The organism is Xanthomonas sp. CFBP 8152 (assembly GCF_014199025.1).
In the GTDB taxonomy this organism is placed as follows: domain Bacteria; phylum Pseudomonadota; class Gammaproteobacteria; order Xanthomonadales; family Xanthomonadaceae; genus Xanthomonas; species Xanthomonas arboricola_B.
Map to the genome: position 1 here is coordinate 53,996 of NZ_JACHNO010000009.1, position 24,723 is coordinate 78,718.

Sequence of the window (24,723 nt, forward strand, 5' to 3'; positions counted from 1 at the left end):
GCGAGGCAGCACGCAGCGATGCCTGCACGCGTGCACGTGGGGCGGGATGGGCCACGCATACGCGCATGGTCGAAGCGAGGCGCGATATGACGCACACGGGCATGCAGGCGAGGGTGATGCGCGCGCGCAGGGACTGCGCACGCCTTGCACGTGTCGCGATGCTTTGCATCTGCGTGGTAGTGCCCGCGCTGGCAGCGCCACCGGCGCCGACCCAGTTGCCGCGCGAGCGTGTCTCGCTCAACGCGCAGTGGCGCTTCCATCGCGACGATCCTCCAGGCAATCGGCAAATCCTGGACTACGACATCCGCCCGCACGTGCTACGCAGCGAAGACGGCAAGGTGGCCGACGCGCAGCCCGAGCAGGCGCAGCATCTGGATCCCGCCGCAACACGCGTGCTCAAGCCGTGGATCCTGCCTACGGCCAATGCGTTGATTGCAGACCCGGCAAAGCGCCATGTCCGCCCGCCCGGCCACCCTGGCAGCAGCGTCGCCTTCGTGCAGCCGCAGTTCGACGACAGCAGTTGGGAGCGCGTGGATCTACCGCACGATTGGGCCATCGCCGGGCCGTTCCTTGCCGATGGTCCCTACGGTGGCATGGGGCGCCTGCCAAGCTGGGGCGTGGGTTGGTATCGCAAGCGCCTGGACATCCCCGCCAGCGATCGCGGGCGCGCGCTGTTTCTGGATCTCGATGGTGCGATGGCCTATGCCACGGTCTGGCTCAACGGCAAACTGGTCGGCGGCTGGCCGTATGGCTACAGCTCCTGGCGCGTGGACCTGAGCCCCTACGTGGTGTTTGGTGCGCGCAACCAGCTGGCGATCCGCCTGGACAATCCGCCCGACTCGGCGCGTTGGTATCCGGGCGGCGGGCTGTACCGCAATGTGTGGCTGACCAAAGCTGCGCCGCTGCATGTGGCGCACTGGGGCACGCAGCTCACCACGCCGCAGGTGTCGGCCGACACCGCGCAGGTGCAACTGGCAGTCACGCTGGACAATGCCGCGCGCAGCGCGGTGCAGGCGCAGGTCAGCACCGCGATCTATGTGCTGGACGATACACGCGGCACGCGCAGCGGCGAGCCGATCGCGCGCGTCGCGGCCATGCAGGTTGCGGTTCCTGCCGGTGGCAGCGCACGCGTGCAGGGCAGCACGCAGATCGACCGCCCGTGTCTGTGGGGCCCGCCGCCGACCCAGCGCCCGCACCGCTATATTGCGGTGACCGAGGTCAGTCAGGACGGGCACGTGGTGGATCGCTACGAAACACCGTTCGGCATCCGCAGCATCGTGTTCGATGCCGACCAGGGCTTGCTGGTCAACGGCGAACACGTGCCGATTCGCGGCGTGAACAATCATCACGACCTCGGCGCGCTGGGTGCGGCGTTCAACCTGCGCGCCGCCGAGCGGCAACTGCAGTTGCTGCAGCAGATGGGCGCCAATGCCATCCGCATGAGCCATAACCCGCCCGCGCCGGAGCTGCTGGAGCTGACCGACCGCATGGGCCTGCTGGTGGTGGACGAGGTATTCGACAGTTGGGAAATGAAGAAGACCCCGCTGGATTTCCACCTGGTGTTCCCGCAATGGCACGAGCCGGACCTGCGCGCGATGCTGCGGCGCGACCGCAATCATCCCTCGGTGATGCTGTGGAGCGTCGGTAACGAAGTCGGTGAGCAGTACACCGGCGAGCAGGGCGCGGCGATCGAACGCACACTGCACGCCATCGTGCACGAGGAAGACCCCACGCGCCCTGCCACGTTGGCGATGAACTACGCCTCGCCCGAGATGCCGTTGCCCGCTGCGCTGGATGTCATCAGCCTCAATTACCAGGGCGAAGGCATCCGCGACACGCCGGAATTCGCAGGCACCGAGCGCATCCGCAAACAACCGCAGTATCCCGCGTTCCATGGCAGGTTCCCGCACAAGCCCATTCTCAGCAGCGAGACCGCCTCGGCGTTGAGCAGCCGCGGTGTGTATCTGTTTCCGGTGACGCCGGACACCAGCGCGCCGGTGCGCGATGGACGCGGCGGCGATTCGGTCGCGCACCAGGTCAGCGCCTACGAACTGCATGCGGTGGACTTCGGCTCCAGCGCCGACAAGGTGTTCGCGGCACAGGACCAGCATCGGTATGTCGCCGGCGAATTCGTCTGGACCGGCTTCGATTATCTGGGCGAGCCCACGCCGTACTACAGCTCGCGCAGTTCGTACTCCGGCATCTTCGATCTGGCCGGTTTTCCCAAGGATCGCTACTGGCTCTATCAATCGCGTTGGCGCCCCGACCTGCCGATGGCGCATCTGCTGCCGCACTGGACCTGGCCCGGCCGCGAGGGGCAGGTCACGCCGGTGCATGTGTTCACCTCCGGCGACGAGGCCGAGCTGTTCGTCAATGGCGTCTCGCAGGGGCGCAAGCGCAAGGGTCCGCTGCAGTACCGGCTGCGCTGGGACGCGGTGGTCTACCAGCCCGGCGAGCTGCGCGTGCAGGCGTACAAGGAAGGTAAACCCTGGGCCGACGACCGCGTGCAAACCGCCGGCAGCGCCGCGCGCATGCAGGTCACGCCGGACCGCAGCAGCATCCGTGGCGACGGGCAGGATCTAAGTTTCGTCACCGTGCGTTTGCTCGATCGCGCAGGACGCCCTGCGCCGACCGCCGGCGACCGCCTGCGTTTCCGCATCGACGGCCCGGGCGAGCTGGTCGCCACCGACAACGGCGATCCCACCAACCTGGAATCCTTCGCCGCGCCGCAGCGCAATGCGTTCAATGGGTTGTGCCTGGCGATCGTGCGTGCCAAGCCCGGCGCGCGTGGCACCATCACGCTGCATGTGGACTCCGACAGCTTGCAAGCGGCCAGTGCGCAGGTGGTGGTGGAGTGATGGAATTCCCGATCACGCTATACCTGCGGGACCTGCACAGGAATCCGGCGATGCAGCACACCCACAATCGCCCAGCAGCGCGCTTGCGTTTTGTTCTGGCCCTGATCGGCGCTGTCATGGCAGTGCCGGCCTTGGCTGACTGCGACACCCGCAGCACCTCGCTCAGGCACGCCTACGCCGATGGCTTTCTGATCGGCACCGCCGTCAATGCCGACATCGTCTCCGGCAAGGACGCCGCCTCTGCCGCACTGGTCGCCTGCCACTTCAATGCCGTCACTGCCGAGAACGTGATGAAGGCCGAAGTGGTCGCCCCGCGCCCGGGCGTGTCCGACTTCAGCGCGGCCGACGCCTTCGTCGCCTATGGACGCGATCACGCCATGTTCGTGGTCGGCCATACCCTGGTCTGGCACAACCAGACGCCGGACTGGTTCTTCACCACCGCTGATGGCCGGCCCAATACGCCGGCACAGCAACTGGAGCGCATGCGCCAGCATATTGCGTTGGTGGCGGGTCGTTATGCCGGCAAGGTGCAGGCCTGGGACGTGGTCAACGAGATCATCGACGAAGACGGCAGTTACCGCCCCACCAACTGGGTGCAGCGCGTGGGCGATGGCGACACCGTGGTGCGCAACGCCTTCGCCTTTGCTCAACGGTATGCGCCGAATGCGGAGCTCTATTACAACGATTTCAACGCATGGCGGCCGAGCAAGCGCGATGGCATCGTGCGCATGGTCAGGATGCTGCAGCAATCCGGCATCCGCATCGATGGCGTCGGCATGCAGGGACACTGGGGGCTCAACTATCCCAGCCTGCGCGATATCGAAGACGCCATCGATGCCTACGCCGCGCTCGGCATCAAGGTCATGATCACCGAGCTGGACATCGACGTGTTGCCGCTGACCAGGGAAGGCCAGGTCATCGGGACGGGGCTCGCACACAAGCAGTTCCAGCTGCCGGAATTCAAGCGCTTTCTCGACCCGTATCGCCAGGGCTTGCCACCGCAGGTGCAGGCGCAGCTGCGCGATCGCTACGCCGCGTTGTTTGCGCTGTTCTGGCGCAAGCGCGACAAGCTTGCACGCGTCAGCGTGTGGGGTGTCAGCGACGGCATGTCATGGAAGAACGATTACCCCGTGCCGGGCCGTACCAACTATCCGCTGTTGTTCGATCGCAATTACCAGCCCAAACCGGCGCTGGATGCGGTGTTGGCGGTACCCGCGCATGCGAGCGAGCGCTAGCACGGCCGCCGGCGTGCGCAGCAGGCCTGCACACGCATGCTGGCATCATGGCCCGACTTCGTTACTGGACTGACCGATGCGCTTGCCGCCCTATCTGCTGTTGGCTGTTCCGCTACTGGCAATCCTCGCCGCCTGCACCAGGAAGGAGGTGCCGCCACCGCGCTTTGCCGCGATCGGGCATCTGCAGAGCTTCGATCGCAGCTTCAGCGACGTGGTTGCCGGCGATGCGCGCATCGAGAAGCTCAGCGAAGGCTTCACCTGGTCAGAAGGCCCGGCCTGGGTCCGCAACGGTGGCTATCTGCTGTTCACCGATGTGCCGGAAAACACGCTCTATCGCTGGTCCGAAGACGCAGGCCTGTCGGTGCTGCTGTCGCCATCCGGCTACAGCGGCCCGGAGCAGGCCACGCTGCGCGAAGCCGGTGCCAACGGGCTGTATGCCGAGCCGGGCGGTACCGTGTTGCTGGCCGATTCCGGCACGCGCATCGTCGCCAGGCTCGACCCGGCCACGCGCAAGAAGACGCCGCTGGCGACGCAGTTCGACGGCCGTCGCTTCAACAGCCCCAACGATCTGGTCCGCCGCAGCGATGGTGTGGTGTTCTTCACCGACCCGCCGTACGGCCTGAAGGGCATGAACGACTCGCCGGTCAAGGAACTGCGCTTCAACGGCGTCTACCGGCTGGACACCGACGGCAGCGTGCACCTGCTGGACGACAGCCTCAGCCTTCCCAATGGCATCGCACTGTCGCCGGATGCGCGCACCCTGTACGTGGCCAATTCCGATCCGGACCGCCCGATCTGGATGGCCTACACGCTCGACGCAGCCGGTGCGGTGACCGGCAAGCGCGTGTTCGCCGACGCCTCCGATCTGGTGGCCAAGGACGCGCCCGGCCTGCCCGACGGCATGGCGGTCTCCGCCGACGGCCACCTGTTCGCCACCGGCCCCGGCGGCGTCATCGTGTTCGCCCCCGACGGCCGCAGGCTGGGCCGCATCGAAACCGGCGAACCCATCTCCAACTGCGCCTTCGGCAACGACGGCCATACGCTGTACATGACCTCCCACGCGATGCTGGCGCGGGTGCGGGTCAAGGCGCTTGGCTTGGAGTTCGCGCAATCGCCGCTTTAGTAGGAGCGGCCCTGGCCGCGATGGAGCTTTACCCATCGCCCTGTGTTGCAAATCGTTCTGCTTTCAGCAGTCACAACAGCTGATGGGTGCGATGTGCTGACTGACCAGGTTTCGTAGCAGGCAACCTTGAATTCTTGGGTCCAGAACTCTAGACTCGCACCCTAAGTGGACTGGGGGTTCCCGGTCGGCGTCATAGCCTCGGTGAGATCACCGGGGCTTTTCGCTTTCTGGCGGCGGGAAAATTTTCAGGCCCCAGCCTTCATAGTCGACACCCAATTGACGCCGGCCTTGCTTGCAGAAGAATTTTCGCTGCAGCACGTCGAATGCGCGATTGGGATGATCCGGGCGGAGTACCGATAGCCCGATGGGCCGCGCAACGAGGTCAGCCAGTTGCAAGCCAGATGAGTTGGCCTTTTTGTCCGCAAAGACGATGGTAAAGGGAAGTTGCCGGCCCCAGCGGTTTGCGTCGTCGCAGATCTGCCTGAATTCCAGCTCCAGATCGCGGTCTTCCTTCTTGCCACGGCATTCAACCACCACGTGCGTTGCAACATCGTCCTGCTTCTTTTCTTGCATCAGTTCGAAAAGTGTTTCCAGGCAGAATGCAAGCGCCAGGTGGTAGGGGTTGTCTGCGGTCTGGGCTTTTTCCTTCAGCCGTGTCTTGTCGATGACACAGCTGATCAGGATGAAGTTATGCAGCTCGATGATTCCCGTCAGCTCGTCCAGAAAAATCGTCTTTTCCAACCGATCACTGAAGCGGAAATGTCCCTTTTCCTTGCGGATGTCATGCTCGTGAAGAATCACCACGTCATGCCCGAAATGCCTGAACTTGAATGACTCAATGGCGGGAACCACGTGTTGCGCGTAGTGGCCTTTGTGGAAGACACACAATGCCAGCACAAACACCGGATAGTTGGGATCTACAGACTCCAGGCCGTGGTCGCCGCTTTCATCGACATAGACGATGTAATTGCTGTAACGCGGGTCGGCAGCTGCCAGCAGTGGCGGTGTCGCCGGCTCGCCTTCCGCCTGTACCAATGGCAGCGAAAATTGCCCGGCAACGCCAGGCATCGTTGATGGCGGGTTATCTGATCCACGTTTTGGCATGACCACTCCCTGGCGCTGCACATTGAACAACGATGCAGCAGATTAGATCCGCATCTGCACAGGCACAATCTTCAAGCATGTCTCTCGCAGCATGCCGTACGCGGGCGTCAGCATGGCCTACGGCGTGCTGCCTCCGTGCAGTACCAACACATCATCCAGCTCCGGCCCGCCGCCACGATTGCCGCTGCCTGCAACGATGTACAGATCGCCGCCGACCATTGCGGCCTGGGTGCCGTGGCGCCCTTGCGGCAACGCAGCCAGCGTCTGCCAGGTGGAGGTGGCCGGGTCGTAGGCTTCGACGTCGTCGTGCGCCTTGACCTGGCGCGTGCTCTCGCCGCCCATGACCAGCAGCTGGCCATTGCGTGCGATGGCGGCGGCACCTGCGCGCGGCGTCGGCAGTGCGGCCGGGGCAACGCTCCAGGTGCCGCGCTGGATGTCGTAGACGTCGACTTCGGAAATCGTCTGCGCCAAGGTGTTGCCACTCTCGTGCGATGACCTGCGGCCATTGGCCGCATACAGCTTGCCGTCGAGCACCACCGCATGGAAATGATCGCGCGCACGCGGTGCGTCGGCCAGCTGCGTCCATTGCTGCGTCCTGGTGTCGAACGCATCCAGCCACGGCACATAACCGCTCATGTGGCCGCGCGTGTTGCCGCCCACCAGGTACAGCACGCCGTCGTGCGCCACCGCGCCTGCCGCGCCGCGGCGACGGCCCTCGGGAATCTCCGCACCCACCTGCCAGCGGTCGGTGGCGGGGTCGTAGATCAACAGGTGGGTCAGCGTCGCTTCTTCCGGGTAGTCGCCGGTCAGGCCGCCGACGAAGTAGATCTTCCCCGACGACACCACTGCCTGCGCGTGGCTGACCGCCAGCGGCGGCGTGCTGCCCTTGGACCAGCGGCGTGTCCTGGTGTCGAAGATGTCCAGCGGCCGGTCATCGCGCCCTCCGATCAGGTAGAGACGGTCGCCGACCGACACCAGGCTGTTCTCGTGCCGTGCATGCGGCCTGCCTTCGCCGGTAATGGTTTTCCACTGCAATGCGTGCCGAGCTTGTAGCGATGCAGGTGCCTGCACCGCCGTCTCGGCGAACGCGGGTGAGCATGCAGACATGGTCAACACAAAAGCCACACGTAATGCGTTTGCTGACAGGGTCATGGACGGCTGCTACCTGAGCGCAGGGAATGCCGAGTGTAGCGACATCGCCGCAATACGGTCTGCAAGGAAAATGCCGGATTCTTTCAGGCACAAAAAAAGCGCGCACGCCGTAGCGAACTGAACCGATGCACTCGTTTGGTTGCCCGGTTATGGCATCAGCACAAAGAACGCAGCACCTGATTCAAGCAACGCACGCGTCGATCCGCACAAGAGCGTGCCGGTGAAGCCGCAACGCGCAACACAGGGCGGCGCGCATCATCGAAGAGTCATTGCAACACCATCGACAACAGCCACGTGCAAAGGCAGACATACGCCAGCAATCCAAGGCTTGCGGCCAGGGTGGTCCGCATGATCGCCGACTCCTGCCCCACCAGTTTGACCGCGGCCGCCGCAATGGCGATCGATTGCGGCGAGACCAGTTTCGCCATCACGCCACCGGCGGTGTTGGCGGCCACCAGCAACGCAGCAGGCACGCCGATCTGTGCCGCCGTCACTGCCTGCAGGTGCGCAAACAGCGTATTGCTGTTGACCACCGAGCCGGTGATGAACACCCCCATCCAGCCGATGACCGGCGACAGCAACGGAAACACGCCTCCTGCCTGGGCCAGCGCCAGCCCGATGGACGAGGACGCGCCGGAGTAATTGGTGACATAGGCCACCGCCATCACCAGCGACACGGTGGCCAGTGGCTTCCACATCTCCTTCGCCGACTGGACCAGTTCGCCCGTTGCCGAGCGCAGGTTCAGGCGCGGCGACAGTAGCACCGTGAGCACCGCTGCGATCAGGATCGCCGTGCCGGAGGCGCTGAGCCAACCGACGTTCCACACCGCAGGCAGGGTACGCACGCTGGCGACCAATGGCGGCACTTCCTGCACGCGTTGATCGAGCAGGCCGATGCGCAGATGCAGCACGGTGGCGGCAAGCGCGCCGTCTGCGGCAAACAGCGCCTTGAACGCAGGCAGGCTCCATACCAGGATCGCGCCGGTCAACATGTAGAACGGCGACCATGCCAGCAGCACCTGCGTGAGCGTCCAGCGCTGGGCGGAGCACGGCGGGGCCTGCGCCTCGCGGTAGATGCGCCTGGGGCGCCAGAACCGCATGAACAGTGCCAGCCCGCCCATGCCGGCCAAGGGTCCGAGAATGTCCACCAGTTCCGGCCCCAGCAGAGACAGCGTCAACGTCTGCACGCCACTGAACACCACGCCGACAAACAGCAGCACCGGCCAGGTCTCGCGCACGCCACGCCAACCATCGAGCATCGCCACCAGCCCCGCCGGTACCAACAGTGCGCAGACCTGCACCAGCACCATCAGCATCAGCGACATCTCGTCCAGGCGCACGCCACCTTGCTGTGCACCGACCAGCACCGGGATGCCGATCGCCCCGTAGGCGCCCGCCGCGCCGTTGGCGAGCAGGCACAGCATCGCCGCCTTGAGTGGACGGAAGCCCAGCTCCACCAGCAGCGCCGCACAGATGGCGATCGGCACGCCGAACCCCGCGGCGCCTTCCAGAAATCCGCCGAAGCAGAACGCGATCAGCAGCACCTGGATGCGCTGGTCTTCGGACACCGTGGCAATGCTGCCGCGGATCACCTCGAACTTGCCGCTGCGGATGGCCAGCTTGTACAGCCACACCGCCATCAGCACGATAAAGCCGATCGGGAAGATACCGTTGGCGATGCCCAACAGCGCGGCGCCCACGATGCTGGCCATCGGCATGCCGAACACCAACGACGACACCGCCACCGAGACCAGTACGGCCAGCGACGCGGCGGTCAGCCCCTTGAGCCGCAGCACCGTCAGTGCCAGCAGAAACAACAGCACCGGCAAGGCGGCCAGCAAGGCCGACAGGTTGGCGTTACCGAGCGGGTCGTAGAGTTGTTGCCACATGGTCGAACCTGCGCGAGTGGTGAACGGAAAAGGTGACGCTAAGCTGTCGGCACACGATTCGCGCACGGGGAACCGGCAGCGAAGTCGGCGAGGTTGCGCAGGGTGATCTCGGAGATCTCCTGCAGCGCCTCGGCAGTGAAGAATCCTTGGTGCCCGGTCACCAGCACATTGGGGAAGGTCATCAGGCGCTGAAACACCTCGTCGTCGATGATCTCGCCCGAGCGGTCCTGAAAGAACAATGCGTTTTCCTGCTCGTAGACATCGATGGCAAGCTGGCCCAGCTGGCGGGATTTGAGCGCGCGGATCACCGCATCGGTATCCACCAACCCACCGCGTGAGGTGTTGACCAGCATCGCGCCCGGCTTCATCGACGCCAGCGACGCGTCATCGATCAGGTACTGGGTCGCCGGTGTCAGCGGGCAGTGCAGCGAGACGATGTCCGAGCGAGCCAATAGCGTCTCCAGCTCGACCCGCTGCCCGAGCGTCTCGAACCCCGGCGTGGGATAGGGGTCAAAGCCCAGCACGCTGCAGCCCATTCCCTGAAAAATACGTGCAGTCGCCAGCCCGATCTTGCCCAGCCCGATCAGGCCCACCGTCTTGCCGCGCAAGGTGCGGCCGAGCAGGCCATCGAGCATGAAGTTGCCCTCGCGTACGCGGTTGTAGGCGCGGTGCGTCTGCCGGTTGAGCGTCATGACCAGCGCCAGGGTGTGCTCGGCCACCGCCTCGGGCGAGTAGGCCGGCACGCGTGCCACGAACAGCCCAAGTGCCGCAGCCGCAGCAAGATCCACATTGTTGAAACCGGCGCAGCGCAGTAGCACTGCGCGCACACCGGCCGCGTGCAGTGCCTGCAGCACGGACGCGTCGAGCTGGTCGTTGACGAAGACGCAGACCACTTCGCACCCCTGCGCCAACGTTGCCGTCTGCAGGTCGAGCGATGCCTCGAAGTAGACGAACTCGACTGCGTATTCCACGCCCAGGCGTAGTTTCGCTTCGTCGAGAAAGCGCTTGTCGTAAGGGCGCGTGCTGAAGACAGCCAGTTTCATGCAGAGAACTCCATAGGTGCACGAACAAGGTAGCCTACCAACCCCGCGTCTTCCACCGCGTTTGGCCAAACGTCGCGACTGCGACCAGCAGTGGCCATCGGGAAATCACACCGGTACCGAGGTCCGCTGCTGCACGTCGCGCACCGACACAACGCGAGTGCGCCTGTGTGCAAGGGTTTGGCGGTGGAGTTCCGATGTGTCGACCGGCGATCAATACAGCGCGTCGATCACGGAACCACATGCGTCCGCTTGCTTTCGCCACGGCAACGGTCGGAGCAGTACTTCACCTCGTCCCACACGCGCTCCCACTTCTTGCGCCAACGAAACGGCCGCCCGCATTGCATGCAGGGTTTTTCCGGCAACTCGTGTTTCTTGCGCATGGCCATGCGGAGCTTGAACCTAACCGAACCTGGGTGGGGTCGTGGATAGGGCTAAGCATGTCATGGCGAGCGACGCGATGCAGATGCCATTGCAGGCAGGAAGCTGCTGAACAAGAGTGGCGGACGATGCGCAGTTAGCAGAAAGGTTACAAGGAGCCGGCAGACCTTGCGGTCTTCGCGCACCGCCAGCCGTAAAGCGAGCGCGCCTGCCCATGCGATAAGTCGGGCAAAGAAAAAGCGCCGACATCGTGCAATGGGCGCTGGTGCGCCTTGTGGTTTTCGGACTGTCAAATCCGTCTGCGGAATGTGCCGCAGCACAGGGATCTTGCTACTCGCCAATGCAGCGAGTCAAGACAGCACGGCACAGCTCCCAACCGATCTTTCGTATCTGGCGTATCGTTGCGCCCAAAGACGGCTTCGTTATCCCACTACGAGAAAGCGATGACTTCCACTGCCGAAACGCCAGACCGTACGATTCCACTGCTCCCCGGTCGCTCGATCGAACGCACGCTCGCCTTCTATCGGCGGCTGGGCTTTGTCGGTGACGCGCACCCGCACGATGCGGGCTACGCGATCCTGACGCGTGGCGATGTGGAGCTGCATTTCTTCGCGCACCCGGATATTGACCCTGCTGTCTGCTATGCGGGCTGCTACATCCGGGTAGGCGATGTCGATGCGGTCTACGCCGCCATGCGTGGCGCGCAGCTTCCGGCGCACGGCATCCCCAGGCTCGATGCTGTCAGCGACAAGCCGTGGGGGATGCGCGAATTTGCGCTAGTCGATGAGAACGGCAATCTGATCAGGATTGGGCAGGTAATCGGTAGCTAGGCGTCCGATCGCCCGCTGTATCTGTTGACCTGCACAGCCGGAGCAGGCCATCGACCAGATGGCACGATGTACACGCTGCCAGAGATCGCACGATGCAGGCATCGGACCCTGTCGGCATGCGATGGCAACCGGCGATGCGTTTGCCGTGCATCACCTTGCATCGATTGCCAGCTGTATCTGCGCCGGTGTTGCAGTGCCCAGCGTAGCGTAGGCAGCTTGCAATGCCTCCACAAAACGCGCATCGCCAGAGAGCGAAGCGAACACTGCATCCACGGTGAGGAATGCCGCGATGTCATGGCTGGCATCGTCGGTGGTCGAACGGCCGATGTCGCTGAGGACTTCGCCCAGCGGATCGACCAAGGCCACGCCGTTGGCCGCCTGCCTGCGCACGAATTGCAACCACGCCGCTACCGGAATGCAGAGCCGGTCGATCCGTCGCCCGGCATCCAATGCATCGTTGATCGCGCTGAGCAGGCGCACCGGAATCTTCTGCGAGCCGTCCCAGGCGATCTGAGCGAGCAGGTGGCGGATGGCGGGGTTGCGGAAGCGGGCCAGGATGGCATCGATGTAGTGCTGCGGGTCGAAGCCCGGCATGGGCTGCAGGGTGGGGGCGATGTCCGCGCGCATCAGGGTTTCGACAAAGGCGGCCAGTTGCCGGTGGTGTATGGCGTCGGCGACTGTCTCCAGACCGAGCAGGCTGCCGAGATAGGCGAGTGCGGAATGCGGGCCGTTAAGCAGGCGCAGTTTGGCGCGTGCGTAGCCGGCGATATCGTCGCTGAGAATCACGCCTGCGCGCTCGAACGCGGGGCGGCCGTTGCAGAAGCGGTCTTCGATGACCCACTGGCTGTAGCGCTCGCGCTGGATCGGCCAGGCGTCGTGCAGACCGGTTTGCGCGTGCACGTTGGCGCGCAGTGCCTCGTCGGTGGCGGGGGTGATGCTGTCGACCATCGAACGCGGAAAGCTGACTTGGCGGTCGATCCATGCAGCAAGTGCTGGATCGTGTTGCTGGGCGAGCCGCAATACCGCGCTGCGCAGCAGGCTGCCGTTGTCGGGCAGGTTGTCGCAGCTGAGCACGGTGAACGGTGCGCTGCCTTGCTGCCTGCGCTGTTGCAGGCCGGCGACCAGATAGCCGATGGCGCTGCGCGGTGTGCCGGGGTTAGCGATGTCGTGCACGATGTCGGGATGGGCCAGGTCGAGCGTGTCGCCGGCCAGGCGATAGCCTTTTTCGGTGACGGTGAGGGTGACCAGGCGCACGGCGGGATGGGCCAGGCGCGCGAGCACGGCGGCGGGTTCGTCGGCGGCGCACAGCACCTCGCGGATGGCGCCGATGATGCGCAGTTGCGGGTGCTCGTCGAGCAAGGCGAGGGTGTACAGGCCGTCTTGCGGGCGCAGGGCGTCGCGCACGCCCGCGCTGTGTAGCGACACGGCGCAGATGGCCCAGTTGGGGTCCTGCGCGAGCAGGTCGTCGAGGTAGACGGCCTGGTGGGCGCGGTGGAAGGCGCCAGCGCCCAGATGGACGATGCCGATGGTGGTGTGTTTGGGGTTGTAGCTGGGAGGGAGGACGGTGGTTGGCAGATGGGAGAGCGTTGCGATTGAGAGCGTTGGAATTGGCATGGGTTTTTGTTTGGAATCGTGGGGGTGCTGCAAGTTCGCCTGTGGCCGTACCCTCACCAACCCCCGCTCCGCGCCCCGGCCCACGTCTTGCGACGCGGGCGCTCCAAGGCACGCGCGTCAGTGGCGCGCAAGCGGTGCCTCTTCGCCCCGGCGGGAGAGGGGCGTTAGGGGAATCGCGGCTGGGGGGCTTCTTTGCCCATGTCCGCATGGCGTGGGTGTCGGCATTTGCTACTTGTCGGTGACGGTGAAGCGCTGCTTGCTGCGGATGTCTGCGCTGGAAGCGCCGATCTGTATTTCGTAGTCGCCTGGGTCCACCGCGTAGGCCTTGCGCTGGTCGTCGTAGATGCGCAGGGCGTCTTGCGCCTTGAGGGTGAAGCGCAGCTGGCGTTGTTCGCCGGGTTGCAGGGTGATGCGCTGGAAGCCGTGCAGTTCCTTAATGGCGCGTTCGCGTTGCGGCTTGAGCGGATGCAGATACAGCTGCACCACTTCATCGCCTGCGCGTTGGCCGGTGTTCTTCAGCGTGACCGTTGCCGTGAGCGTGCCATCGGCGGCCACGGTGGTGCGGTCCAGCTGCAGATCCGAGTAGGCGAATTGCGTGTACGACAGGCCGTGGCCGAACGGGTACAGCGGCTTGCCGTCGAAGTAGCGATAGGTGCGGCCGCGCATGGCGTAATCGTCGAAGGCGGGCAGGCGCTCGTCTTCCTTGTAGAAGGTGATCGGCAGGCGGCCGCCGGGACTGGCCCGGCCGAACAGCACATCGCCGACCGCGCTGCCGCCGCGTTGGCCGGGGTACCAGGCCAGCAGGATGGCGGGCACGTGGTGCTGCGCCCAGTCGATCGCCAGCGCCGAGCCGGTGGTCAGCACCGCAACCACCGGCGTGCCGGTGGCCTGCAGTGCCTGCAGCAATTCGCGCTGCGGTTTGGGCAGGCGGGTGTCGGTGCGGTCGCCGCCGGCAAAGCCGGGATAGTTGACGTCCATCTCTTCGCCTTCGACATCGCCGGTGAGCCCGCCGACGAACACCACCACCTCGGCGTTGCGTGCGGCGTCCACCGCTTCCTGCAGCGGCGGTTTGGCGCCGGGCATGCGCCAGGCCATACGCACGCCGGCATCGCGCGTGGCCTCGAAGTATTCCACGCGCAGGTCGTAGGCCTTGCCGGCTTCCAGCGCAACGCTGGCATTGCCGCCGCGCATGCGCGGGGCCTCGCTCCATTGATCGATGAGCAGCTTGCCGTCCAGAAACAGGCGCACGCCATCGTCGGCGGCGATCTGCAGCTCGTAGGTGCCCGACACGGGCGGCAGCAGCTGGCCATGCCAGCGCACGCTGAAGTCGTCCTTGGCCAGTGCACGATTGGCCTGCAGTTCACCGCGGCCGACGGCATCGTCGGTCGGCGCATTGCGGTCCCAGCGGAAGGCGATGCGCGGGTCGATACGGGTCAGCACCGGCTGGCCGGCCAACGCACGTCCACGGAAGTATTCACCGGTGAGGCCGTTCTGCTTGGCATCTGGCGCCGGGCGCAGATAGCGGGTGTCGATCGGTGCCGCGGCATTGGGGTCTTCGCGCCCTTCCACCAGATCGCTGCCGCGCGCGTAGACCACCTGTGCCTGCGGTGCGGCGTCGCGGATGCCTTGCAGGATGGTGACCGGCGCGGCTGGCGTGCCGTAGTAATTGCCCAGCAGCGACATCGGGTCGTCGGCGGTGGGGCCGATCACGGTGATGCGCTTGAGCGTGGGTTTGAGCGGCAGCAGACCGTCGTTTTTCAGCAGCACCAGCGATTCGCGCGCGGTGCGGCGGGCCAGTGCATCGTGCTCTGGCGATTGATTCACTGCCGCAGGAATCTGCGCCCAGGGCACCCTGGCCGGCGGGTCGAACATGCCCAGTCGCATGCGCGTGGTCATCAGGCGCTTGAGCGCGGTGTCGATGCTGGCCTCGTCGATCAAGCCGGCGCGCACCGCCGCCGGCAATGCGGCGTAGGTGTCGCCGCAGTCCAGGTCGGTGCCGTGCTTGACGCCGAGCGCGGCAGCGGCCTCGGGTGTGGGCACGATCTTGTGGTTCTGCCAGATATCGCGGATGGCGGCGCAGTCGCTGACGATGTAGCCATCGAAGCCCCAGTCGCGGCGCAGGATGCCTTCCAGCCGCGTACTGGCCGAGGCGGACTCGCCATTGACGCGGTTGTAGGCGCCCATCACCGCGGCAACCTTGCCTTCCTGCACCAGGGCCTGGAACGCGGGCAGATAGGTTTCGTGGAGATCGCGCTCGCCGGGATGCACGTCGAAGTGATGACGGTCGGCCTCCGGGCCGCTGTGCACGGCGAAGTGCTTGGCGGTGGCATCGAGCTTGCGGTACGGCCCCTGCTGCGCCTGCAGGCCCTGCACGAAGGTCACGCCCATGCGCGCGGTCAGAAACGGGTCTTCGCCATAGGTTTCCTGCCCGCGGCCCCAGCGCGGGTCGCGGAAGATGTTGATGTTGGGCGACCAAAAGGTGAGCCCCTGGTAACGCTTGTGCTCGCCGCGCGCCAGGAATGCATGGTGCTTGGCGCGTGCTTCGTCGCCGATGGCGGTGGCCACCTCGACCATCAATGGGGTGTCGAACGTAGCAGCCAGGCCGATCGCCTGCGGAAACACGGTGGCGCCACCGGCACGCGCCACGCCGTGCAGCGCTTCGTTCCACCAATCGTATTCGGGCACCTGCAGGCGCGGGATCGCCGGGGCGGCGTTCTGCATCTGCGCGGCCTTTTCTTCCAGCGTCATGCGCGACACCAGGTCGGCCGCGCGTGCATCGAAGGGACGTTGGGTGTCCAGATACGGCGGCGGCGTTGCGGCCTGCGTGCCGGTGGCGGCAAGCGCCATCGCCAGCAGTAGCCCGCGCGCAAGTCTGCGACGTCGGGCGGTTGCAAGGTGGGCGGGGTGCGAATGCATGGTCAGTCCTCCTGGGTGCGGTGCGGTTCCAGCTGGGCAAACGGCCCGATCATGCTGCCGACGAAGCCGCCGGCCTGTGCGGTGCTGAGCATGCCCGCAGCATCGTTGCGGCGTAGCGATTGCCAGCCGCGCCCATCGGCATCGAAGGCGAAGCTGTACGCGCCGCCATCGCCGCTGATCTGCAGGCGCAGCTGCGCCGTTGTGGGGACGCGGGTGCGTGCGAGCGTGGTGGTTCTTGCGCCCTCGCGCTTGTCGAGGAAGACGTCCAGCGCATCGCCGTTGCGTCGTACGCCCAGCGCATACCACGCATTGGAATTCTGCAAGACGGCGAGTCCGGCACTGACGCCGGCCTGCGTGGGTACCGCCAGCGCGGTGCTCGCGGCGAAGCGCGTGTGTTGCTGGCGCCGTGCGAGGAAGGCGGGTGTGGTTGTGCTATCCAACCCCTGCGCCCTGGCATGCAGGGTCAACCAACCGGTGCGTGCGCTTAGATCGGCCACATCATGTTTGGGCACACGCAGATATAGCCATTCGCGCTGTAACGAGGTGCCGGCGAAGTCGTCGCGCCAGGTGAAGTTGCCCGACAACGGGGCTTGATCGGCCGATGTCTTGGCGCCGCGCGGGCTCTGTGCGACATACGGAACCGGCTGACCGGCCGGCAGGATCGACGGCCAGCCATCGCGCCAGTGCACCGGCAGCAGGAAGGTCTCGCGCCCGGTGTTGTAGCGTTCGCCCGCATACGGGCGGCTGGCCAGGAACACCGCCCACCAGTGCCCGTCCGGTGTGTCCACCAGATCCACATGCCCGGCATTGCTGACCGGGTGTGCGCGATTGGCCGGCAGGTCGCGTTGGGTCAAAATCGGATTGTGCGGCGATGCCGCGAACGGCCCCCACACAGTGCGGCTGCGCAGCACCACCTGCGAATGTTGCGGGCCGGTGCCGCCTTCGGCACACGAGAGGTAATACCAACCGTCGCGTCGGTACAGATGCGGGCCTTCGATCCAGATCGGCTTGCTGGCCAGATCCACCCCGCCGTTGAGCACCACCTTGCGCGGGCCGACCGGTTGATTGCTGGCGAGGTCGAAGCGCTGCATCCAGATCGCACGGTGGCCTTCGTACAACGGCGTACCTTCCGGCGGGCCGTTGTTGAGCAGGTAGGCGCTGCCGTCCGTATCGAAGAACAACGACGGGTCGATGCCGTCGATGCCCGGCAACCACGTCAGTGCCGACCATGGGCCTGCGGGATTGCTGGCGCTGGCAATGAAGTTGCCGCCGCTGTCGACCGAGGTCCCCACGACATAGAAACGCCCGGCATGATGACGGATGCTGGCAGCGAACATGCCGCGCGACACATCCAGCCCGTCGTAGTCGAGCTGCTCGCGGCGCTCGACCACATTGCCGATCTGCGTCCAGTGCACCAGGTCGGTACTCTCGAACACCGGGATCGCCGGGAAATACGCAAACGTGGAATTGACCAGGTAATAGCGCTCGCCCACGCGCGTCACGCTGGGGTCCGGGTAGAACCCGGCCAGCACCGGGTTGCGGTAGTGGCCGGGCGGCAACGGCGCGGCGAACACCGCATCGTCGCCGCGATATTCGAACCAGTCGAAGGCGACATCGGCCTGCGCCTGCGCCTGCGCTTGCGCGCGCGCAGGCGCGGCCACCGCAAGCAGCAGTGCCGCAAGCGCGGCCGGCAGCAGACGCATCACCAGTCCCACATCGCGCCGTCTTCCAGGCGCGCAACCGGCAACTGCTTGGGCACGTAGGGATACTTCGCGGCCAGCGCTTCGTCGATGTCCACGCCATGCCCGGGCGTTTCGCCGCAATGCAGGCGGCCATCGCGGAACACGTAATCGTGCGGGAACACCGCGTTGGCCGCGTCGGAATGGAACATGTATTCCTGGATGCCGAAGTTGGGTACCCAGGTGTCGAAGTGCAATGCCGCGCCCATGCACACCGGCGACAGATCGGTGGCGCCGTGGAAGCCGGTGCGCACCTGATGCAGCGCGGCGAAATCGGCCAGCCGGCGCACATGGGTGATGCCGCCGGCGTGGACGATCGTGGTGCGGATGTAGTCGATCAGCTGCTGCTCGATCAGGTGCTTGCAATCCCACAGCGAATTGAACACCTCGCCCACCGCCAATGGCGTCACCGTGTGCTGGCGGATCACTTCGAACGCGCGCTGGTTTTCTGCAGGGGTGGCGTCTTCCAGCCAGAACAACCGGTAAGGTTCCAGGTCGCGGCCCAGGCGCGCTGCCTCGATGGGAGTGAGCCGGTGGTGCGCGTCGTGGAGCAGTTCGATCTCGTCGCCGTGGTCGTTGCGCAATTGCGCAAACAGCTTCGGCACCACGCCGAGATAACGTGGCGTGGACCACACCGTTTCGCTCGGTAGTTCGCTCTCGGCCGGCTCATACGGTTTGCCGCCGCTGGAAATGCCGTAGGTCTTCTTGATGCCGGGCACGCCGCACTGCGCGCGGATGGCGATGAAGCCCAGCTCGCGGAAGCGGCCGACCTCATCGCTGGTTTCGGCGATATCGCGGCCATTGGCATGGCCGTACACCAGCGCGCCCTCGCGCGAGCGCCCGCCGAGCAGCTGATACAACGGCAGGCCGGCCATCTTGCCCAGGATGTCCCACAAGGCCACGTCCACCGCGGCGATCGCGCTCATAGTCACCGGGCCGCGCCGCCAGTACGCGCCGCGGTAGAAGAACTGCCAGATGTCTTCGATACGGCCGGCATCGCGGCCGATCAGGTTCGGCACCAGGTGTTCCTGCAAATACGCCGCCACCGCCAGTTCGCGGCCATTGAGCGTGGCATCGCCCAGCCCGGTGATGCCCGAGCGGGTACGGATCTTCAGGGTGACGAAGTTGCGGCCCGGGCAGGTGACGATGACGCGCGCCTCGACGATCTCGCGATCGCGGGCCGAGCCTTGCAGCGGAGCAGGGGAGTCGGGAGTCTGTGACATCGTGGTCTCGCTCAGGGAGAAGTGGCAGCAGTGAGGGGGAGTTCGAATGGGCCGGCCGGCAGGCCGCTGCGGTCGTACAGGGTGCACACCGGGCTGTCGGCCCAGCAGTAGCGCACGCGCGTGACGGCCAGGCCGGTGGGAATGCGCAGGCTGATGGTGTGGTCGTGCAAGCTGGCAACGGCATAGCGACAGCTGTTGGGCGCGGCGCCGCACAGCTCGAACCCGATCGGCGCATCGGCGCCATAGCTGAGCAAGGCGGTGTCCACATCGTCGAAGGCGATGCGCACGCTGTCGGCTTCGCGCTGGGCGCCGCGCGGCACCGGGCCGGAGGGCGCAAGCGCTTCGCCATACACCGCACGCCTTGCCGCGCGCGCCAGGCGCCGGCCCAGCTCCTGCTTGTTGGCCGGATGGATGTCGTAGCGGTCGCCGATGTCGATCGCCACCGCAAGGCCCGCATGCGCATCGTTGGCGACGAAGCGGCGCTGTGCCTCGCGCAGTTGCGCCCAGCCGCTGTCGACCGGCTGGGTGGGCGGCGCGCCATAGTTGGCCAGTTGCACGATCAGCAGCGGCAACTGCACACCGAAGCGCTGCCGCCAATCGCGCTGCCATGCAGCGAGCAAGGCCGGGTAATGCACCGCATCGCCGGCATTGGATTCGCCCTGGTACCACAGCACGCCACGCAGGCCGAGCTGGCCGAGCGGGACGATCATGCCGTTGTACAAGGTGGTCAGCCCGGCCGCCGACGACCATGGCGCGCGCGGTGGCGAGCCCGGTTGCGGCGGCACGATGCGGTACTGCCAGGGCGCATCCAGCGGCAGCGTGCTGCCATCGGCGAACTGCAGCGCACGCGATTGCGCATCGCCCAGCAGCCCGCCACGCCGGTAGGTATTGAGCACATTGAGCACGATGCTGTTGCGCCCGGCATGCAGGCGGCCGCGCGGCACGCTGTAGCGACGCGGCTGGTCGGCACCGTAACTGCTGCCCACGCCGCGTCCGTTGACCCAGGTCTGGTCCAGCTCGTCCACCGGCCCGAGCAACAAGGTGGCGTCCTGCGCGGCCTGCGCCGGCGTCAGCTCCACGCTGGTGCGGTACCAGACCATGCCGTTGAACCCGACCAGCTGCGGCACGCCCCAGTCGTCCCACGCGCCCAATGCCGCCGGTGCGGTTTGCCAGGCGCCGGGCGCATCCGCTTGCCAGGGCTCGCCTTCGCCGTGCGCATGCCACCAGGCCTCCCACAGCGCGCCCCACTGCGGTGCGGCATCCACCGGGTCGCGTGCGTAACGCGCCAGCACATCCAGCGCCGGGCCGTCGTCGCCGGCAGCGCGCAGTGCCTTCTCGCCGATCCAGGCCTGCAGTTGCGAACCGCCCCAGGAGGCGTTGATCAGGCCCATCGGCACATCGACGGTCTTCTGCAACTCACGTGCGAAGTAGTAGCAAGCGGCGGAAAACTCCTTCACCGTCTCCGGCGTGGTGCGCTGCCATGCGGCAGCGCCACCGAAGCGGCGCTGCGGCGCCGGGCTGGACTGCGCCGGCACCTTGAACATGCGGATGCGCGGGTTGTCGGCGTCGGCAATCTCGCTGCGTGAATCCAGGGTGCGATGCACCTGCAATTCCATGTTGGACTGGCCCGAGCACAGCCACACGTCGCCGATCAGCACGTCGTCGACCTGCTGCGTCACGCCGGTGCTGGTGCGTGCGCTCAAGGTGTACGGGCCACCTGCGGCGTGCGCAGGCAGGCGCGCTTCCCAGTGGCCTTGCCGATCTGCGCGTGCCTGCACCTGCTGCGCATCCAGTTGCACGCTCACGCGCGTGCCAGGTGGTGCATCGCCCCACACGCGGATCGGCGCATCGCGCTGCAACACCACATGCTCCTGAAACAGCGCATGCAGCAACGGCGCGTCGGCCGCCTGCGCCAGGCGCGGCAGCAGCGCTGCGCAGAGCGCTGCCATGACGACCGTCGAACTGCGCGCGCTCATTTCGGATTCCCCGGCGCATACGGAAACTGCAATGCCTGGTAATACGCCAACGGATGCGCCGGCGGCGCCGTGCCGGCCGGCAACGGCTGCCCGGACACGTTCTGGAAGTAGGCGATGCTGGCATCGCGCCACCATTGCGCTTCGTCCTGCTGGATCGCCAGGAAACTGGCCACCTGCCGGTAACGCGGCGGATCGATCCTGCCGGCCAGGCCCTGCCAGGTCGCGCGCATGGCACGCACCTCGTCCACGCCGTGGTCGTAATGCCACACCAGCTCGTCCCACAGCGGCCGTCCGGAGGCCATGCGGTGCTCCCAGGGCACATGGTGGAACCACAGCAGGTAATGCTCCGGCACGCGCTGCACATCGCCGAACACGCGCGCCACCGGCTTGGCGTATTGCGCTACCGCATTGCTGCCGCTGGCACTGCGGTCAAAGCCAATTCCGTTACGATCGGCGCGGTGGTAGTAGACCGGGTCCCAGTCCGGGCGCTCGCTGCCCGCATCCCAGGGTGCCGGGCCGTAATGATGGCCGCGCCCCATCAGGTGATGCAGGCCGAGCGGGGTCATGTAATCCACCACCGCCTCGCGCGAGCGCAGCAGCATGTCGACCACGGGCGTCACCACGTCAGCATCGTTGGAGAACGTCATGCGCACCCACTCCTGCGCGACTGCCTGCGGCGACAATTGCGGGTTCCACGCCAGCCGCCCGTATGCATACCAGTTGGCCTGATCGAAGATCGAGCCGCTCCAGTTGCGGTCCGCACCGATATTGGCCACCCCGGCGATACCGGTCAGCCGCGTGCGTTTGGCATCGTTGAAGAGCGTGCCATCTACGGTTTCGGCAACGGTCGAGCCCTTGCCGCGCGCATGGGTGTCGGCCTGCAGGGTTTCGGCAAACAGCGTTCCCAGGTAGGCCAAATGGGTGGAAAAGCCCAGATACTCCTTGGTGATCTGGAACTCCGGCATCAACGGCGTCTTGCGCATCGCACCGAACAGCGGATGGAACGGCTCGCGCGGCTGGAAGTCGATCGCCCCGTTCTTGACCTGCACGATCACGTTGTCGCGGAACTGGCCATCCAGCGGCAGGAACTCGCTGTACGCCTGCTTGGCGCGATCGTCCGGCTGCGCATGCGAATAGACGAACGCGCGCCACATCACCACCCCGCCGTGCGGCGCCAGCGCGTCGGCCAGCAGATTGGCGCCATCGGCATGGCTGCGCCCGTAGTCCTGCGGGCCAGGCTGGCCTTCGGAGTTGGCCTTGACCAGAAAACCGCCGAAGTCCGGAATGCGTGCATAGATCTGGTCGGCGGTATCGCGCCACCACTGCCGCACCTGCGGATCCAGCGGGTCGGCGGTCTTCAGGCCACCGATCTCGATCGGCGCGCTGAAACGCGCGCTGAGAAACACCCGGATGCCGTAGGGACGAAACACCTTGGCCAGTGCCGCCGCCTTGTCCAGGTACTGCGGCGTCAGGCTCCAGGCCTTGGCGTTGACGTTGTTGAGCACGCTGCCGTTGATGCCCAGCGATGCATTGGCGCGCGCGTAGTGGGTATAGCGCGGATCCAGATACCCCGGCAGGGTCTGCCAGTTCCATAACGAGGCGCCGGCATAGCCGCGTTCGACCACCCCGTCCAGGTTGTCCCAGTGGTTGAGCATGCGCAGCTGCAGCCGCGGCGACTCGCGCAGGTCCAGCGCGGCCAGCGACTGGCCGGTCTGCAGCAGGCGCAGGAAGTGGAATGCCCCATACAGCGCGCCGACATCGCTGCCGCCGACGATGGCGATGGTGCGATGCCCGTCCACGCTGACACTGCGGATCAGATAGCCCTCGCGGCCCAGGCCGGCGGTCTGCAGGTTCAACGCCGCGATCTGCGGCGCTGCGGCCGCACCCAGCAAGATCGCACCATCGCGCGTGACATTGGCGGACGACTGCGGCGCAGCACCAAGCAGGCCCGACAGTCCACGCTGCAATTCCTCGCGTGCAGCCTGCAGACTCGGCGAGTCGCCGGCGACGATCAACGCGCTTGCGCTGCCACGCAACTGCGCCGCGTCAGCCATCCGGTGGTAGCGCAACCATAACTCGTAGCCGTCCTCGGCCCGCGCGCCGGCACTGGCCAGCATCAATCCACACAGCAGCGTCATCGCCAGCCACCACGGCTGCGCCAATGCAGCGCAATACGCGACGCAGCGCCGCATGGCACGCGCGCTCATGCGGCATGCTCCAGCGACATCGCCGCACGCGGCGGCGTATCGCCGCTCTGCCTGCTTCCCGGTACCATGCGTCGCATCGTCACGCACGCAGTCGGCGCTTGCGTTATTGCAGCGGGTTGTGTGCATCGTGCAGGTTCGCCACCCACTTGAAGAGGCCACGCTTGGAGAAGGTCAGGAAATCGGTCCGCCGCACCAGCCGCGCGACCACCATCGACGAGGTGGCGGCGCTGGCGAAGGTCTCGCCGATGACGGTCTCGCGCGTGGTCAACAACAACGGCAGCGTGCGCGATGCCACCCGCGCACGCGTGCTGCGCGCGGTCGACAAGCTGGGCTACACGCCCAACCTGGCGGCCAGCGCCCTGGCCGCCGCGCAGAGCACGCGCATTGCGTTGATCTACAGCGATCCCAGCGGCGCCTACCTGCGTGAGTTGCTGCTGGGCGTGTTGCGGGTTGCCTCGCGCACGCCGATCCAGCTGGTGATCGATTGCTGGGACGACCTGGATGCCGACGCCGAGCGCCGTGCCGCGCGCAAGCTCGCCAAGGGCGTGGCCGGGGTGATCCTGCCGCCGCCGCTGTGCGAATCCAAGGCCGCGGTACTGGAACTGGTACGCGCCAAGGTGCCGGTGGTGGCGATCGCCTCCAACCACTTCAGTCCGGATGTGGCCTGCGTGCGCATCGACGAATTCGCCGCCGCCAAGGAGATCACCGAGCATCTGATCGCGCAGGGCCACACGCGTATCGGCTACATCGCCGGGCATCCCAACCTGTCCGCCAGCACGCGTCGCTTCGAAGGGTTCCAGGCGGCGCTGGCCGATGCGGGCCTGCGGCTGGATCGGCATCTGGTGCAGCCGGGCGACTACACCTACAAATCCGGCCTGGTCGCTGCGGAAAAACTGCTGGCGCGCAAACGCCGCCCCAGCGCCATCTTCGCCAGCAACGACGACATGGCCGCCGCCGCGATCTCGGTCGCGCATCGGCGCGGGCTGGATGTGCCGCGCGATCTGTCGGTGGTCGGCTTCGACGACACCTCCGCGGCCACTGCGGTATGGCCAGAACTCACCACCGTGCAGCAGCCCATCGCCGCCATGGCCGACGCTGCGCTGGACATCCTGCTGAAGACGATTCGCGCCAAGGAGCGCACGGCGAAGATGGTCGATCATGTGGTCGCGCACCTGCTGGTCAAGCGGGATTCGGTGGCCGCACCGGCAGCGCCGGATGCAACGGAACAGCGATGACACCGCACGCGGTTGTGCGCGCAGGCTGCCGGTGATCGCCTGCGCGTGCAGGCGACCATCGGCACAACATCAACGCGTCAGATACTGGTTGATCAGGCTCTCGTAGGCTTCCTGACGGCCGCTGAGCTGCTTGGGTGCGTTACCGGCGGCGTACTTGGCCAGATCCACCAGCGTGCTGCTGCCGTTGGCGAAGTCCGCGCC

The 24,723-nt window shown here is 66.1% G+C and carries 16 protein-coding genes and 1 pseudogene; 5 read left to right on the forward strand and 12 right to left on the reverse strand.

What is annotated here, in order from left to right:
- Window positions 1–158 precede the first annotated feature (158 nt).
- The 3 genes from galB to FHT09_RS19655 all read left to right on the forward strand — a co-directional run bounded on the left by galB (window position 159) and on the right by FHT09_RS19655 (window position 5,216).
- Window positions 159–2,858: a beta-galactosidase GalB gene (galB, locus tag FHT09_RS19645; RefSeq protein WP_258077278.1), complete on the forward strand. Its 2,700-nt coding sequence runs from the start codon at window positions 159–161 to the stop codon at window positions 2,856–2,858.
- Between the two features lie 50 nt (window positions 2,859–2,908).
- Window positions 2,909–4,093, forward strand: coding sequence for an endo-1,4-beta-xylanase (locus FHT09_RS19650; RefSeq protein ID WP_104537941.1), 1,185 nt, complete (start codon window positions 2,909–2,911; stop codon window positions 4,091–4,093).
- Between the two features lie 76 nt (window positions 4,094–4,169).
- Window positions 4,170–5,216, forward strand: a complete 1,047-nt coding sequence (locus FHT09_RS19655; RefSeq protein WP_104607195.1) for an SMP-30/gluconolactonase/LRE family protein — start codon at window positions 4,170–4,172, stop codon at window positions 5,214–5,216.
- A gap of 207 nt (window positions 5,217–5,423) precedes the next feature.
- On the opposite strand, the gene FHT09_RS19660 is transcribed toward FHT09_RS19655, so the two are convergent.
- The 5 genes and pseudogenes from FHT09_RS19660 to FHT09_RS19680 form a co-directional block, all read right to left on the reverse strand.
- Window positions 5,424–6,320, reverse strand: coding sequence for a DUF3800 domain-containing protein (locus tag FHT09_RS19660; protein ID WP_258077279.1), 897 nt, complete (start codon window positions 6,318–6,320; stop codon window positions 5,424–5,426).
- Between the two features lie 117 nt (window positions 6,321–6,437).
- A pseudogene (locus FHT09_RS19665) lies at window positions 6,438–7,352 on the reverse strand (kelch repeat-containing protein); the annotation flags it as partial.
- A 386-nt stretch (window positions 7,353–7,738) separates the two neighbouring features.
- Entirely contained in the window at window positions 7,739–9,361 is a 1,623-nt protein-coding gene (locus tag FHT09_RS19670) for a lactate permease LctP family transporter (RefSeq protein WP_104607198.1), read from the reverse strand.
- Window positions 9,362–9,399: 38 nt separating this feature from the next.
- On the reverse strand, window positions 9,400–10,404 hold the full coding sequence (locus FHT09_RS19675) for a 2-hydroxyacid dehydrogenase (protein ID WP_104607199.1): 1,005 nt from the start codon (window positions 10,402–10,404) through the stop codon (window positions 9,400–9,402).
- A 227-nt stretch (window positions 10,405–10,631) separates the two neighbouring features.
- Complete coding sequence (locus tag FHT09_RS19680) at window positions 10,632–10,790, reverse strand: DUF2256 domain-containing protein (RefSeq protein ID WP_104607200.1); 159 nt, start codon at window positions 10,788–10,790, stop codon at window positions 10,632–10,634.
- A gap of 435 nt (window positions 10,791–11,225) precedes the next feature.
- Here FHT09_RS19680 and FHT09_RS19685 point away from each other — a divergent pair, with 435 nt between their 5' ends.
- A complete protein-coding gene (locus FHT09_RS19685) occupies window positions 11,226–11,612 on the forward strand; it encodes a VOC family protein (protein WP_104607201.1) in 387 nt (128 codons plus the stop codon).
- A 150-nt stretch (window positions 11,613–11,762) separates the two neighbouring features.
- Here FHT09_RS19685 and FHT09_RS19690 read toward each other — a convergent pair whose 3' ends face one another.
- The 7 genes from FHT09_RS19690 to FHT09_RS20485 all read right to left on the reverse strand — a co-directional run bounded on the left by FHT09_RS19690 (window position 11,763) and on the right by FHT09_RS20485 (window position 23,555).
- The gene (locus tag FHT09_RS19690; protein ID WP_104607202.1) at window positions 11,763–13,226 is read right to left on the reverse strand and encodes a mannitol dehydrogenase family protein; all 1,464 of its coding nucleotides are present in this window, start codon (window positions 13,224–13,226) and stop codon (window positions 11,763–11,765) included.
- Window positions 13,227–13,454: 228 nt separating this feature from the next.
- Window positions 13,455–16,073 (reverse strand): glycoside hydrolase family 3 protein, encoded by a 2,619-nt coding sequence (locus FHT09_RS19695; protein WP_181141441.1) that lies wholly within the window; start codon window positions 16,071–16,073, stop codon window positions 13,455–13,457.
- Between the two features lie 71 nt (window positions 16,074–16,144).
- Entirely contained in the window at window positions 16,145–17,845 is a 1,701-nt protein-coding gene (locus FHT09_RS19700; protein WP_047130575.1) for a glycoside hydrolase family 43 protein, read from the reverse strand.
- The gene (gene manD, locus FHT09_RS19705; protein ID WP_047130538.1) at window positions 17,845–19,104 is read right to left on the reverse strand and encodes a D-mannonate dehydratase ManD; all 1,260 of its coding nucleotides are present in this window, start codon (window positions 19,102–19,104) and stop codon (window positions 17,845–17,847) included. Before manD ends, FHT09_RS19700 begins: the two co-directional genes overlap by 1 nt.
- Before the next feature lie 11 nt (window positions 19,105–19,115).
- On the reverse strand, window positions 19,116–21,080 hold the full coding sequence (locus FHT09_RS19710; RefSeq protein ID WP_104607205.1) for a sialate O-acetylesterase: 1,965 nt from the start codon (window positions 21,078–21,080) through the stop codon (window positions 19,116–19,118).
- Complete coding sequence (locus FHT09_RS19715) at window positions 21,077–23,272, reverse strand: alpha-glucuronidase family glycosyl hydrolase (RefSeq protein ID WP_104607212.1); 2,196 nt, start codon at window positions 23,270–23,272, stop codon at window positions 21,077–21,079. The genes FHT09_RS19710 and FHT09_RS19715 overlap by 4 nt, the downstream gene beginning before the upstream one ends.
- Window positions 23,273–23,390: 118 nt before the next feature.
- Complete coding sequence (locus FHT09_RS20485) at window positions 23,391–23,555, reverse strand: hypothetical protein (protein ID WP_016903660.1); 165 nt, start codon at window positions 23,553–23,555, stop codon at window positions 23,391–23,393.
- Between FHT09_RS20485 and FHT09_RS19720 the strand changes: the two genes are divergently transcribed.
- Entirely contained in the window at window positions 23,506–24,522 is a 1,017-nt protein-coding gene (locus tag FHT09_RS19720; protein WP_258077280.1) for a LacI family DNA-binding transcriptional regulator, read from the forward strand. The genes FHT09_RS20485 and FHT09_RS19720 overlap by 50 nt on opposite strands.
- Window positions 24,523–24,723: the final 201 nt, after the last annotated feature.

What these genes read in the sequence shown, in the direction of transcription:
- FHT09_RS19655 (WP_104607195.1), top strand. Translation starts at nt 4,170, where the DNA reads ATGCGCTTGCCGCCCTATCTGCTGTTGGCTGTTCCGCTACTGGCAATC.
- FHT09_RS19685 (WP_104607201.1), top strand. Translation starts at nt 11,226, where the DNA reads ATGACTTCCACTGCCGAAACGCCAGACCGTACGATTCCACTGCTCCCC.
- FHT09_RS19695 (WP_181141441.1), bottom strand. Translation starts at nt 16,073, where the DNA reads ATGGCGCTTGCCGCCACCGGCACGCAGGCCGCAACGCCGCCGCCGTAT.
- FHT09_RS19700 (WP_047130575.1), bottom strand. Translation starts at nt 17,845, where the DNA reads ATGCGTCTGCTGCCGGCCGCGCTTGCGGCACTGCTGCTTGCGGTGGCC.
- FHT09_RS19680 (WP_104607200.1), bottom strand. Translation starts at nt 10,790, where the DNA reads ATGGCCATGCGCAAGAAACACGAGTTGCCGGAAAAACCCTGCATGCAA.
- manD (WP_047130538.1), bottom strand. Translation starts at nt 19,104, where the DNA reads ATGTCACAGACTCCCGACTCCCCTGCTCCGCTGCAAGGCTCGGCCCGC.
- FHT09_RS19690 (WP_104607202.1), bottom strand. Translation starts at nt 13,226, where the DNA reads ATGCCAATTCCAACGCTCTCAATCGCAACGCTCTCCCATCTGCCAACC.
- FHT09_RS19650 (WP_104537941.1), top strand. Translation starts at nt 2,909, where the DNA reads ATGCAGCACACCCACAATCGCCCAGCAGCGCGCTTGCGTTTTGTTCTG.
- FHT09_RS19660 (WP_258077279.1), bottom strand. Translation starts at nt 6,320, where the DNA reads ATGCCAAAACGTGGATCAGATAACCCGCCATCAACGATGCCTGGCGTT.
- FHT09_RS19715 (WP_104607212.1), bottom strand. Translation starts at nt 23,272, where the DNA reads ATGCGGCGCTGCGTCGCGTATTGCGCTGCATTGGCGCAGCCGTGGTGG.
- FHT09_RS19675 (WP_104607199.1), bottom strand. Translation starts at nt 10,404, where the DNA reads ATGAAACTGGCTGTCTTCAGCACGCGCCCTTACGACAAGCGCTTTCTC.
- FHT09_RS19670 (WP_104607198.1), bottom strand. Translation starts at nt 9,361, where the DNA reads ATGTGGCAACAACTCTACGACCCGCTCGGTAACGCCAACCTGTCGGCC.
- FHT09_RS19710 (WP_104607205.1), bottom strand. Translation starts at nt 21,080, where the DNA reads ATGAGCGCGCGCAGTTCGACGGTCGTCATGGCAGCGCTCTGCGCAGCG.
- galB (WP_258077278.1), top strand. Translation starts at nt 159, where the DNA reads ATGCTTTGCATCTGCGTGGTAGTGCCCGCGCTGGCAGCGCCACCGGCG.